A 12,384-nucleotide genomic window follows, 5' to 3' on the forward strand; every position below is an offset into this window, starting at 1 on the left:
CTCACGCTTCATCGTCGAGCACGGTCCCGTGGCCGGGGCGGGCGCAGCCGGGAAGGGGCGTCACCACTGGCGGCGCGTGGTCGCCTTCGCGCCGCTGACCAGGGTTGCCGGCGGGACGTCGTCGGCCACGACCGCGCCAGCGGCGACCACGGCGTCCCGGCCGATGCTGACGCCGGGCAGGATCGTGGCACCCGCGCCGATCCACACGTTCTCCGCCACGTCGATGGGCGCGCCGGTGAGATACAGCCGCCGTTCCTCGGGGTCGACCGGGTGGCCACTGGTGATGATCGTGACCCGCGCCGGCAGCGGCCTGCCGAGGATCTGCGCGAACAGCTCCGCCTTGCCTGCCTCGTCCTCGAAGGGCAGCACGTTCAGGCGGGAGGTCAGCTCGGTGACCCGCAGGACCCGGGCGGCCATGGCCTGGAACTCGGCGCTGTGGATCCGCATGATGTGGTCGCTGGGCACCCATGACCTCTTTCCCGGTGCGGAAACCGACTGAGAACCACCTGCCTAGCGGTCACCGTAGTGGTACCGGCAGGCGATGATCTCGACGTCGTTCTTGGTGATCCGATACACCAGCCGGTGTTCGCGATCGATCCGGCGGGACCAGTAGCCGGACAGCTCCCCCCGAAGGGGCTCCGGCTTGCCGATTCCTTCGTGTTCGTTGCGCATCACGTCGGCGATGAGGTCGTTGATCCGCTTGACCAGCTTGCGATCGGTGTGGCTGAGGTACTGGTTCCATGCTGTCGCCGTGAAGACCAGCCTCACGCGACGTCCCGCATGGTGGCTGGGTCGATCAGTTCCCGCTCGGCCGCGTCACCCGCCTCAAGCTCCGCGATCGATCGGCGCAGAGCGGCGGCGTTACTCGGGCTGCGTAGGAGGTACTCGGTTTCCTTCATCGCCTCGTACTCTGCGAGCGGCACTATGACCACCGGCTCGTGGCCCGACCGGGTCACCACGACCTCTTCCGCGTCGTTGATGACGCTGTCGAGTTCGGCGGCCAGGTTCTGCCGAAGCTGGGTGAAGTTCACAGTCCTCATGATCACCTCCGGTTAAGTACAGAAAACTGTACCTCAAGTGGGCGGCTTGCCCTGACTCGCCTCGGTGATCAAGAAGTTTGCGTCACGGTGGGGCGCCAGCCTGACGCAAACCTCTTGATCACCGGGCCGGGGCCGGGGCGGGGGCGGGGCGTTGGCGGGCGGGTGTCGCACGGGGGCCGTAACGTCATCCGCAGACGATGTTCGATCGAGGATGGTGAGCGATGTCCCACGACGGTGAGGTCGACCGGCCCGCCCCCAAGGGCCCCTCCGGGCCCGCCCGGGGGTTGCTCGTGGTGCTTGGCGCGGCGGCGGTGGCCGTGGTCGTGCTGCTCGGCGCGCAGGCCACCAACGTGTTCCCCGACTTCCGCAACCCCTTCGCCAAGGAGCAGACCGACCGCAGCCAGCCACCGCTGCTCAAGTCGATCCAGGATCTCAGCCGCTACGTCGCGGCCGAGGGCAACTTCCAGGTCGTGGTCGACCTGCAGAACGACCGCGACAACGTGCCGGAGTTCCTGCTCAACCAGCGCACCCTCTTCGTCGGGGCGGGCAGCGTGGAGGCGTACGTCGACTTCACCAAGATCGGTGAGGGGGCGGTGGTCGTCTCGCCCGACGGGAAGTCCGTCGAGGTGAAGCTGCCCGCGCCGCAGCTCGGCCAGACCAACCTCGACATGGAGAAGAGCTATGTGGTGACGGAGCAGCGCGGCCTGCTCAACCGGATCAACGACCTGGTCAAGGGCGACCCGAACCGCCAGCAGCAGGTCTACAAGCTGGCCGAGGACCGGATCACGGCAGCCGCCCGCGACAGCGGCCTGACCGACCGGGCGCAGGAGAACACCAACAAGATGCTGGAGGGCCTGCTGCGCTCCCTCGGCTACGAGAAGGTGACCGTCACCTACGTCGCGCCCTGACCCGCCAGCGCGCAGAGCCGCGCGAACACCAGCGCGCACAGCGAACGAACGCCCGCCCCCGGGGGGAGCCGGGGCGGGCGTTCTCGTGCGGCGGGTCAGTAGCGGGTGGTGGCGGCGTAGCGGTCCTCGTTCGGCATGAGCACCCACAGCACCAGGTAGACGATCACCTGGGTGCCGGGCAGCAGCAGCGACAGCAGGAACAGCAGCCGGACCAGGTTGGCGGACGTGTTGAACCGGCGGGCCAGGCCGACGCAGACGCCGGCGAGCATGCGCCCCTCGCGGGGCCGGACCAGTTTGCGACTCATCGTCGTACTCCCACTCTGCGGCGTGCCCGCCGCCTCTGACTCAACGGTAGGAACCGCCGTTGCACCCGCCCTCCGTCGCGAGGGGGATCCCGGTACCCCTGACCCGTAGGTGCTTACCCGGGCGGGCCCGCCCCGACGCACCGAGCAGGGAGGCGGGCGGCGGGTAGGCTCGCCCGTCGGGTCCGTACAAGGGCGTACGACGGCGAGGAAGTGCACATGATCAGCGTTTTCGACCTCTTCAGCGTGGGCATCGGCCCGTCCAGCTCGCACACGGTGGGACCGATGCGGGCGGCCCGCACGTTCGTGGCCGGGCTCAAGGCCGACGGCCTGCTCGCCGGCGTCGTCCGGGTGCGCGCCGAGCTTTTCGGCTCGCTGGGCGCCACCGGTCACGGCCACGGCAGCGGCCCGGCCGTGCTGCTCGGGCTGGAGGGCGAGGCCCCGGAGACCGTCGACACCGACACCGTCGCCCCGCGGGTGGCCGCGATCCGCGCCGGGCGGCGGCTGACCCTGCTCGGCGCGCAGGAGGTCGACTTCGACCCGGACCGGGACTTGGTGCTGCACCGCCGCCGGTCGCTGCCGTACCACCCGAACGGGATGACCTTCGCCGCGTACGACGGGGGCGGGGCGCTCCTGCGCGAGCGGACGTACTACTCCGTCGGCGGTGGGTTCGTGGTCGACGAGGCGGCGGCCGGGGCGGACCGGATCGTGCCCGACACCACCCGCGTGCGGTTTCCGTTCGGCACCGGGGCGGAGCTGCTGGCGGTCAGCGCCGGCAACGGGCTGTCGATCAGCGAGGTGATGCTGGCCAACGAGCTGGCCCGCCGCACCGAGGGCGAGGTGCGGGCCGGGTTGCTGGACATCTGGCGGGTGATGCGGGAGTGCGTCGAGAACGGGTGCGCCCGCGACGGCGTACTCCCCGGGGGGTTGAAGGTGCGGCGGCGGGCCGCCGAGCTGCGGCGCGGCCTGGAGGCGGACGCCGCGAGCGCCGACCCGCTGCGGGTGATGGACTGGGTGACCCTGTTCGCGCTCGCGGTCAACGAGGAGAACGCGGCCGGCGGGCGGGTGGTGACCGCGCCGACCAACGGCGCGGCCGGCATCATCCCGGCGGTGCTGCACTACTACACCCGGTTCGTGCCGGGGGCGGACGAGGCGGGCGTGGTCCGGTTCCTGCTGGCGGCCGGGGCGATCGGCGTGCTGTTCAAGGAGAACGCGTCGATCTCCGGGGCCGAGGTGGGCTGCCAGGGCGAGGTCGGCTCGGCGTGCTCGATGGCCGCCGCCGGGCTGGCCGAGGCGCTCGGCGGCACCCCGGAGCAGGTGGAGAACGCGGCCGAGATCGGCATGGAGCACAACCTGGGGCTGACCTGTGACCCGGTCGGGGGCCTGGTGCAGATCCCCTGCATCGAGCGGAACGCGGTGGCTAGCATCAAGGCGATCACTGCGGCCCGGCTGGCGCTGCGCGGCGACGGGGTGCACCACGTCTCGCTGGACAAGGTGATCAAGACGATGCGCGAGACGGGCGCCGACATGAAGGTCAAGTACAAGGAGACGGCGCGGGGCGGCCTGGCCGTCAACGTGATCGAGTGTTGAGCGGGCGAGGAGGCGGGCGGTGACGTCTGGCGTCCGGGCGGCCGGCCCGCACGGGCCCGTGGCCCGCCTGTGGGCGCACCGCAACTCGCTGCGCATCCTCGTCCGCCGCGACCTCGCGGTGAAATACCAGCAGTCGGTGCTGGGCTACTTCTGGTCGCTGATCGAGCCGCTGGGCATGGGCGCGATCTACTGGTTCGTCTTCGGGGTGCTCTATTCCGGCGACACGAGCCGGCACCTGGGGCAGGCCGCCGGGTCGTACCCGCTGTTCCTGATCACCGGCATCTTCGCCTGGATGTGGACCAGTTCGGCGCTGAGTGAGGCGACCAACGCGCTCACCGGCCAGGCCCGGCTGATCACCACGATGAACGTGCCGCGCCAGGTGTTCCCCATCGGCCGGATCACCGGCCGGTTCGCCGAGTACGCCGCCGGCCTGCCGATCCTGGCCGCCATCGCCGTCGCGTACGCGGTGCGCGGCGAGGTGCACCCGGGCTGGTCGGTGCTCGCCCTGCCGCTGGCCGTGGCCGTGCAGGCGGTGCTGCTGGTCGGGCTGGCGCTGCTGCTGTCGGCGCTGAACGTGCTGATGCGCGACATCGAGCGGTTCATGCGGCTGGTGATCCGGGTGCTGTTCTACGCCACCCCGATCATCTACCCCCTGAGCCTCGTGCAGGAGTCGACGCTGCCGGGGTGGGTGAAGACCGCGTACGAGCTGAACCCGCTGGTCGGCATCTTCCAGCTGCACCACGCCGTGTGGTACCCGGACCAGTTCCCCGACGCCCGGCTGCTCGTCACCACGGTCGTGGTGAGCGTGCTCGTGCTGGTGGCCGGCTGGTGGGCGTTCCGGCGGCTCGAACCCGCCGTGCTCAAGGAGCTGTGATGGCCGCCGATCCGATCATCGAGGCGGACGAGCTCGGCATCCGGTTCGTCCGCAACCGGCGGCGGCAGCTGCGCCTGCGCGAGTTCTTCATCCGCCCCGGCGGCCGGGGCACCGACGGCCGGCCCGCCGACGGGCGGTTCTGGCCGCTGCGGGACGTGTCGTTCCGCGTCGCGCCCGGCGAGACGCTCGGGGTGGTGGGCCGCAACGGCACCGGCAAGAGCACCCTGCTGCGGCTGATCGCCGGGGTGCTCATCCCCGACGAGGGGAGCATCCGGGTGCGCGGCGACGTGGCCCCGCTGCTGGAGCTCTCGGCCGGCTTCTCCAACGACCTGACTGGGCGGGAGAACCTCTACCTCGTCGGCGGTCTGCACGGCCTGTCGGCGCGTTACCTGCGGAAACACTTTCATGAGATCGTCTCCTTCGCCGGCGAGCAGGTGGAACGGGCCATCGACACGGCGGTGCGGCACTACTCGTCGGGGATGAAGGTCCGCCTCGGCTTCGCGATCATCTCCCACCTCCCGCACCCGATCCTGCTCATGGACGAGGTGACGGCGGTCGGGGACGCGGAGTTCCGCGAGAAGTGCTATGCGACGATCGAGAGATTGCTTCGGGAGGGACGCACACTCGTGCTGGTGTCACACAACGAAAAGGATCTGACCCGGTTCTGCCGTCGGGGGCTCTACCTCGACGCCGGGCGGCTGACCGTCGACGGGACGATCGCCGAGGCGCTCGACGCGTACCACGCCGCGGTCGCGCGGTGACCGTCGCGATCGTGCTCGCCGCCGGAACGCCGGCCGCGGGCCAGCCGACACGCGCCGGTGCCCAGGCAGGGGTCGGGGACACCCTCGCCGACCGGCTCGCCGAGCAGTGGCACCGGGCCGGGGCGACCCACGTGCGGCGCGCCGCGAACCTGACCGAGCTGGCGACGCTTGTCGACGCCGCGACCGGGCCGGTGATCGTCAGCGGGACGGACCTGGTGGCGCACACCGCCGTACTGCGGCACCTGGCCACCAGCCCGGTGGGCCCGACGGTGGCCCTGGTGCTGACCGACCCGCCGGCCCCCGGCCAGGCCGTGGTGCGCGAGGAGCGCGGCCAGGTCGTCGACGCCGGCCCGGACGGGCGGCTCGACGGCGGGCAGACCGGGGTGTTCGGCGGCGCGCTGCGGGTGGGCCGCGACGACCTGCCCGCGCTGGCCGCCGCCGCCCGCGCCGCCGTCGCGGGCACGCCGATCGCCGGCACCGACCCGGCCGCCGTCGCGGGCACGCCGCCGGCCGCCGGGCCCGAGGCGGCCGGGTCCGCCGTGGACCGGCTGTTCACCGGCCTCACCGCGCTGGGCACGCTGACGTTCGCCCATCGGGTACGCCTGCTCGTCGCCCACCGGGTCGCCGACCCGGCCGGGCTGGCCGCCGCCGAGGCCGCCGTCGCCGCCGTCGACGAGGACCGGGCCGAGCTGCGGCTGTCGGTGAAGGAGAAGGACGACTTCTTCACCACGTTCTTCGTCAGCACCTGGTCGCCGTACGTGACGAAGGCGTCGGCGAAGCTCGGCCTGACGCCGACCGGGGTCACCGCGATCTCGGTGCTGTTCGCGGCCGTCGCGGCGGTGCTGTTCGGCGTCGGCGGCCGGCCGGCGCTGGTCACCGGCGCGGTGCTGCTCTACCTCGGCTTCATGCTGGACTGCGTCGACGGGCAGCTCGCCCGCTACACCCGGCACTTCAGCGCGTGGGGCGGCTGGCTGGACACGATGGCCGACCGGGCCAAGGAATACCTGGTCTATGCCGGCCTCGGCTATGGCGCGACGGCCGCCGGGTTCCGCTACGGCTGGGCGCTGGCCGTGGCCGCGATGACGTTGCAGACCGTCCGGCACATGACCGACACGTGGTACGGGGTGCTGCACGACGAGGCGGCCCGCCGGCCGAAGGCGGTCGGCGGGGGCGGCGGCGGGATCGGCGACCGGCTGAACGCCGCGTCGACCCGGGTGCAGGCCGACACGGGCTCGCTGTCGTACTGGCTCAAGCGCACGGTGGTGTTCCCGATCGGGGAGCGGTGGGCGCTGATCGCGCTGACGGTGGCGCTGTTCGGGCCGCTGGTCAGCCTCGTCGCCGTGTTGACCTGGGGGGTGTTGGCGTTCGCGTACACGGGTGCGCTGCGCACGCTGCGGGCCCGCTGGATGTGGGTGCCGGTGCTGGACACGGTCGACGCGACCCTGCACCGCGACGACGGGCCGATCGCGGCCCGGTTCCCGGTGCTGCGGCCGATGGGCCCGCTGACCCTGGCGGTGCTCGGGGCGCTCGGCCCGGCGGCGCTGCTGGTCGCGGCGGGGCTGCGGGTGCGTGCCGGCGACGAGGCGGGTGGGCTGGCCTGGGCGGCGCCGGTGGCGCTGCTGGTGCTGCTGGTCGCCGCGCTCGGGGCGGGGGCGGCGCACAACGGCCCGCTGGACTGGCTGGTGCCGGCGGCGCTGCGGGCCGGCGAATACCTGTTCGCCATCGCCGTCGGCGTGGTCGGCGGGGCCCCCGCGTGGGTGGTCTTCGGGTACGTCTTCGTGCTCACCCTGCACCACTACGACCTGACCGCCCGGCTGGAGAAGCGGCAGGCGGCCCCGCCGCTGCACGGTGCCACGCTGGGCTGGGAGGGGCGCTCGGCGGTGCTTGCGGTAGCGGCTTTCGCCGGTTTCGCGGGGATTGCCATGGCTACACTCGGTGCGTACCTGCTCGTGGTTTTCGTCGGGAGCGTGGTCCTGGCCTGGGTCGTCCTGCCCGCCCGCGCCCGGCGGGGCGTGGGGGTCCCGGCGGGCGGCGAGGTCCGCCAGCCGGGCTGACGTGAGGGGCCGGCCGATGACGCTGATCAGCTTCGTCGTACCGGCCTACCGGGTGCAGGCGTACCTGAGCGAGTGCCTCGACTCGATCCTCGGCCAGCCGTTCGACGACGTCGAGGTCATCGGCGTCGACGACCACTCGCCGGACGGCAGCGGCGACATCCTCGCCGACTACGCGGCCCGGGACCACCGGGTGCACGCCGTCCGGCTCGACGACAACGTCGGCCTCGGTCCGGCCCGCAACATCGGGCTGGACCGGGCCGGCGGCGAGTACGTCTGGTTCGTCGACGGCGACGACTGGCTCGCCCCCGACTGCCTCGCCGAGGTGGCCGCCCGGCTGCGCCGGACCCGCCCCGACGTGCTGCTCGTCGACCACGTGCGGGTGCGCTGGGACGGGCGGGCCACCCGCAGCGCGCTGGCCGACGTCCTCCCCACCCCGCCCGGCGAGGAGACGTTCCGGCTGGCCGAGCGGCCGGAAACGCTGCGGCTGCTGCACACCGCCTGGAATAAGCTGGTGCGGCGGGAGTTCCTCGTCGACCTCGGGCTGCGCTTCGAACCCGGCTGGTACGAGGACGTCGCGTTCAGCTATCCGCTGCTGCTGGCCGCCGAGCGGATCGGGGTGCTCGACCGGGTCTGCCTCAACTACCGGCAGCGCCGGGCCGGGGCGATCACCCGCACCCGGGGCGACCGGCACTTCGAGGTCTTCGTCCAGTGGCACCGGGTGTTCCGGTGGATGGACGGGCGGACGCCGCCGGTCGACGGCCTGCGGCCGGCGGTCTTCGAGCGGATGATCTGGCACTACCTGACCGTGCTCGGCAACGGCGAGCGGATCGCCCCCGAGCTGCGGTCGGCCTTCTTCGACCGGATCGCCGCCGACCACGCCCGCTGGCTGCCGCCCGGCGGCTACCCGGCCCCGCCCGGCGTGGAGGGGCTCAAGCACCGGCTGGTCGCCGCCGGCCGGTGGCGGACGTTCAGCGCGCTGCGGGCCGCCAACCAGGCCCGGGAGGTCGCCGGGCGGCAGGTCCGCAGGGGCAGACCCGCTGCCCGCCGGGCCGCCCGGCTGGGCCGCGACGCGGTGCTGCGCGAGTACTACCTGGCGGAGCTGCGCCGGCCGCTCGACCCGTACCTCGCCGTCTACGCGGCCTACTGGTTCCGGGGGTACGCCTGCAACCCGGCCGCGATCTACGAGGCGGCCCGCCGGCTGGCCCCGCAGGTGCGCGGGGTGTGGATCGTCCGGCGGGACCGGGTCGCGTCCCTGCCGCCCGGGGTGGAGTACGTCGTCGCCGGCACCCGCGAGTACCACCGCGTGCTGGCGCGGGCGACGTGGCTGGTCAACAACGTGAACTTCCCCGACTTCGTGCGCAAGCGCCCCGGGTCGGTGCACGTGCAGACCCACCACGGCACCCCCGTGAAGGTGATGGGGCTGGACCAGCAGCGGTACCCGTTCGGCGCGGTCGGGATGGACTTCGCGAAGCTGCTGCGCCGGGTTGACCGCTGGGACTACAGCGTCTCGGCGAACAGCTTCTCCACGCAGATGTGGGAGCGGGCGTACCCGGCCGCGTACACCACGCTGGAGGTGGGCTACCCGCGCAACGACCGGCTGGTCACCGCCACCGACACCGAGGTGCGCGAGGTGCGCGCCCGGCTCGGCCTCGCCGCGGGCGACCGGGTCGTGCTGTACGCCCCGACGCACCGCGAGCACCTGCCCGGCTACCGGCCGCCGTTCGACCCGGAGCTGCTGCGCGACGCGCTCGGCCCGGCCGGGGTGCTGCTGATGCGCAGCCACTACTTCGCCGACCGGGACCGGCGGCGGCCGGTCCCCGGTTCCGGGGCGGCCCCCGGGCCGGCGCGGGTGCGTGACGTCAGCGGGCACGACCGGGTGGAGGACCTCTACCTCGCCGCCGACGTGCTGGTCACCGACTACTCATCGGCGATGTTCGACTACGCCGTGCTGGACCGGCCGATCGTGGTCTACGCGCCGGACTGGGAGGCGTACCGGCTGGCCCGGGGTGTCTACCTGGACCTGCTGGCCGAGCCTCCCGGCGCGGTGACCACCAGCTTCCCCGGCCTGCTGGACCTGTTCCGCTCCGGCGCGGTCTACGCCGAGCCCGCCACGGCGGCCCGCCGCCGGTTCCGGGAGCGGTTCTGTGCCCTGGAGGACGGGCACGCCGCCGAGCGGGTCGTCCGGCGGGTGTTCCTGGGGGAAGTCGGCTGAACCGCAGGATCATGTAATAGGTCTGTCACGAGCCGAACATGGCACGTTTACCCGATGTGCGGCGTCCATGATCCTGGTCACATTCATTCGGGGTTCAACCGAGGGGCTGGGGAGGAGACGGTGACAACCGTCGCGCTCAAGGATGTGACCAAGGTGTTTCAGGACGGCACAGTAGCCGTCGACAAGATAAACCTGGGCGTGAACGACGGGGAGTTCATGGTCCTGCTCGGCCCGTCGGGTTGTGGGAAGTCGACGGTGCTGCGGATGATCGCGGGCCTGGAGGACCCGACCGCCGGTGCGGTGCTGCTCGACGGCGAGCTGGCCAACGACCTGCCGCCCCGGGACCGGAAGATCGCCATGGTCTTCCAGGACTTCGCCCTCTACCCGCACATGACGGTGGGCGACAACATCGGCTTCCCCCTGCGGCTGGCCGGGGTGGACCCGTCGCCGCGCGGGGAACGGGTCGCCGACGTGGCCAGCGCGCTGGGCATCGGCGACGTGCTGGGCCGCAAGCCCAGCCAGCTCTCGGGCGGGCAGCGCCAGCGGGTCGCCATGGGCCGGGCCATCGTCCGCCGGCCCGGCCTGTTCCTGATGGACGAGCCCCTGTCGAACCTCGACAGCGGCCTGCGGGCGGAGCTGCGCGCGGAGATCTCCGCCCTCACCCGCGAGCTGGGCGTCACCACCATCTACGTCACCCACGACCAGGCCGAGGCGCTCACCATGGCCGACCGGGTGGCGATCATGCGCAAGGGCGTCCTCCAGGACGTCGGCACCCCCACCCAGGTGTACGGGCGGCCGGCGACCCTCTACGTCGCCGCGTTCCTCGGCAGCCCGAGGATGAACCTGCTGGAGGCGTCGGTCTACGTCCACCTCGACCGGTACGTCGCGCTGAACCTCGGCGAGCAGTCGCTCTACCTGCCGTGGGACGACATCCGCAGCCGGGCCGTCGCGCACTACCACGGCGAGCGGATCGTGGTCGGGATGCGGGCCGAGGCGCTCACCCCGGTCGCGCCGGACACCCCCGGGCACGTCCTGCAGGGCCGGATCCGCTACCTGGAGCACCACGGCCACGAGTCGCTGGCGTTCCTCGACATCGGGGCCACCGCGATCGTGGTCGACGAGATGGGCAACCGCGCCGAGGAGACCAGCGGCGGCCAGCGCGGGCTGCGCCGGTTCGGGCAGGTCATGCAGCGGCTCACCGGGCGCTCCGGTGACGCCGAGGAGGCCCCCGCCGAGCCGGCCCGGGGCGGCGGCGGCAACCGCACCAGCGTGCTCAACGACCCGGGCCGGCACCACCGCCGCCCCGCCGAGCTGGCGGTGCGGCTCGCCCCGTACCCGGCGGTCAGCGCCGGGCACCCGCTGGCCATCTCCGTACGCATGGACGCCCTGCACTTCTTCGACGAGCGCGGCGACCGGATCGACGTGGGCTGGCGCTGAGCGGCCCGTTCCGATCCGCTCCGGCGCGGAGCGGGGTGGCGGGCGGGGCGGGCGGTGCCCTACGGTCAGCGGACCTCGTCCACTGAGCACAGTGTGAGAAAGGGGTCAGCCCGTGTCGGGTGACCGTCCGAGCCCGCTCGTCATCGAGCGCATCCTGCGCGACCGGCAGGGCATCTGGCAGCAGATCGTGGCCGACCGCGACCTCAACGGCCTCACGCTGCGCATGCTGGCCAGCTCCGGCGTCGCCCTGGCCTGCTACGGGGCGGTGCTGGGGGCGTTCCACAGCGTGCTGATGGCGCTGACGTCGGCGGTCAAGCTGCCACTGCTGTTCCTGGTCACCCTCGCCATCTGCCTGCCCACGCTCTACCTGTTCAACCTCGTGTTCGGGGCCCGGCTGTCGGTGCGGCAGTCGCTGGCGCTGGTGATGGTGGCGATCACCGTCACCTCGATGCTGGCCGTGGCGTTCGCGCCGATCAGCCTGTTCTTCCTGATCACCGCCCCGGACTACGGCTTCTTCAAGCTGCTCAACGTCGCGATCCTGACGCTGAGCGCGGTGGTCGGGCTGCGCTTCCTGACCGGCGGGATGCAGGTGCTCAACGCCCACGGCCTGCTCGCCCCGGCTGCCCCGGCCCTTGTCCCGGCCGCGCCGGCTCTGGCGGTGCCGGCTGTTCAGGTGACGCCGCAGGCCGTCGGTCAGCCCGCCGCCGAGCCGGTGGCGGTCGGCGCGAACGGCGCGAGCGCCGCGACCCCGGCGGTCCCGGCCACTCCGGCAGTTCCCGCCGCCCCGGCCACTCCGCCAGTTCCCGCCGGCCCGGCTGCCGCCGCTCCGGCGAACGGGGCCGCCGAGCCCGCCGCGCCCGTACCCGTCGCGGTCGGCGTCCCGCCGCAGCAGATGGTGGCCGGGCAGCACCTGGTGCCGGCCGGGCCGGGCCTGCTCCCGCCCGGGTACCCGGCGCAGCAGCACCGGCCGTGGCCGTACCCGGCGGCCCGCCCCGCACCGGACGCGCAGCGCCCGGCCAGCATGACCCTGCTGTACGTGTGGATCCTGCTGTTCGGCTTCGTCGGCACCCAGCTCGCCTGGACGCTGCGCCCGTTCTTCGGCAGCCCCGGCGAGGGATTCGCGCTGTTCCGCAGCATCGAGGGCAACTTCTACGCCGAAATCATCCGCACCCTCGGCAACCTCTTCTGACGCCCGTCCGCGCCACC

At 72.8% G+C, this 12,384-nt stretch carries 12 protein-coding genes; 8 read left to right on the plus strand and 4 right to left on the minus strand.

What is annotated here, in order from left to right:
- Positions 1-60: 60 nt before the first annotated feature.
- Genes GA0070558_RS21330 through GA0070558_RS21340 form a run of 3 tightly spaced genes read right to left on the minus strand, consistent with a single transcriptional unit; the run spans position 61 to position 1,040 of the window.
- On the minus strand, positions 61-465 hold the full coding sequence (locus tag GA0070558_RS21330) for a DapH/DapD/GlmU-related protein (RefSeq protein WP_176734296.1): 405 nt from the start codon (positions 463-465) through the stop codon (positions 61-63).
- A gap of 45 nt (positions 466-510) precedes the next feature.
- The gene (locus tag GA0070558_RS21335) at positions 511-768 is read right to left on the minus strand and encodes a Txe/YoeB family addiction module toxin (protein ID WP_077935795.1); all 258 of its coding nucleotides are present in this window, start codon (positions 766-768) and stop codon (positions 511-513) included.
- Positions 765-1,040 carry a type II toxin-antitoxin system Phd/YefM family antitoxin gene (locus GA0070558_RS21340; RefSeq protein WP_077935799.1) on the minus strand — a complete coding sequence of 92 codons (276 nt, stop codon included), beginning with the start codon at positions 1,038-1,040 and terminating at the stop codon, positions 765-767. The genes GA0070558_RS21335 and GA0070558_RS21340 overlap by 4 nt, the downstream gene beginning before the upstream one ends.
- 221 nt (positions 1,041-1,261) lie before the next feature.
- Here GA0070558_RS21340 and GA0070558_RS21345 point away from each other — a divergent pair, with 221 nt between their 5' ends.
- On the plus strand, positions 1,262-1,948 hold the full coding sequence (locus GA0070558_RS21345) for a DUF4230 domain-containing protein (RefSeq protein ID WP_077935800.1): 687 nt from the start codon (positions 1,262-1,264) through the stop codon (positions 1,946-1,948).
- A gap of 95 nt (positions 1,949-2,043) precedes the next feature.
- Here the strand turns inward: GA0070558_RS21345 and GA0070558_RS21350 are convergent, their stop codons facing one another.
- Positions 2,044-2,253, minus strand: coding sequence for a PspC domain-containing protein (locus tag GA0070558_RS21350; RefSeq protein ID WP_043961571.1), 210 nt, complete (start codon positions 2,251-2,253; stop codon positions 2,044-2,046).
- A 216-nt stretch (positions 2,254-2,469) separates the two neighbouring features.
- On the opposite strand from GA0070558_RS21350, the gene GA0070558_RS21355 reads away from it, so the two are divergent.
- The 7 genes from GA0070558_RS21355 to GA0070558_RS21385 all read left to right on the plus strand — a co-directional run bounded on the left by GA0070558_RS21355 (position 2,470) and on the right by GA0070558_RS21385 (position 12,367).
- Positions 2,470-3,840: an L-serine ammonia-lyase gene (locus tag GA0070558_RS21355; protein WP_091283020.1), complete on the plus strand. Its 1,371-nt coding sequence runs from the start codon at positions 2,470-2,472 to the stop codon at positions 3,838-3,840.
- 58 nt (positions 3,841-3,898) lie between these two features.
- A complete protein-coding gene (locus GA0070558_RS21360) occupies positions 3,899-4,714 on the plus strand; it encodes an ABC transporter permease (protein ID WP_091283110.1) in 816 nt (271 codons plus the stop codon).
- Entirely contained in the window at positions 4,714-5,475 is a 762-nt protein-coding gene (locus tag GA0070558_RS21365) for an ABC transporter ATP-binding protein (RefSeq protein WP_091283022.1), read from the plus strand. Before GA0070558_RS21360 ends, GA0070558_RS21365 begins: the two co-directional genes overlap by 1 nt.
- A gap of 131 nt (positions 5,476-5,606) precedes the next feature.
- Positions 5,607-7,529, plus strand: a complete 1,923-nt coding sequence (locus GA0070558_RS21370) for a DUF5941 domain-containing protein (RefSeq protein WP_256092058.1) — start codon at positions 5,607-5,609, stop codon at positions 7,527-7,529.
- 16 nt (positions 7,530-7,545) lie between these two features.
- On the plus strand, positions 7,546-9,741 hold the full coding sequence (locus GA0070558_RS21375; protein ID WP_091283026.1) for a bifunctional glycosyltransferase/CDP-glycerol:glycerophosphate glycerophosphotransferase: 2,196 nt from the start codon (positions 7,546-7,548) through the stop codon (positions 9,739-9,741).
- Positions 9,742-9,861: 120 nt separating this feature from the next.
- A complete protein-coding gene (locus tag GA0070558_RS21380) occupies positions 9,862-11,178 on the plus strand; it encodes an ABC transporter ATP-binding protein (protein WP_091283027.1) in 1,317 nt (438 codons plus the stop codon).
- Between the two features lie 112 nt (positions 11,179-11,290).
- Positions 11,291-12,367 (plus strand): hypothetical protein, encoded by a 1,077-nt coding sequence (locus tag GA0070558_RS21385; protein WP_091283029.1) that lies wholly within the window; start codon positions 11,291-11,293, stop codon positions 12,365-12,367.
- The last annotated feature ends 17 nt before the right edge of the window (positions 12,368-12,384 follow it).

The sequence above is a fragment of the Micromonospora haikouensis genome, from assembly GCF_900091595.1.
Taxonomy (GTDB): Bacteria; Actinomycetota; Actinomycetes; order Mycobacteriales; family Micromonosporaceae; genus Micromonospora; species Micromonospora haikouensis.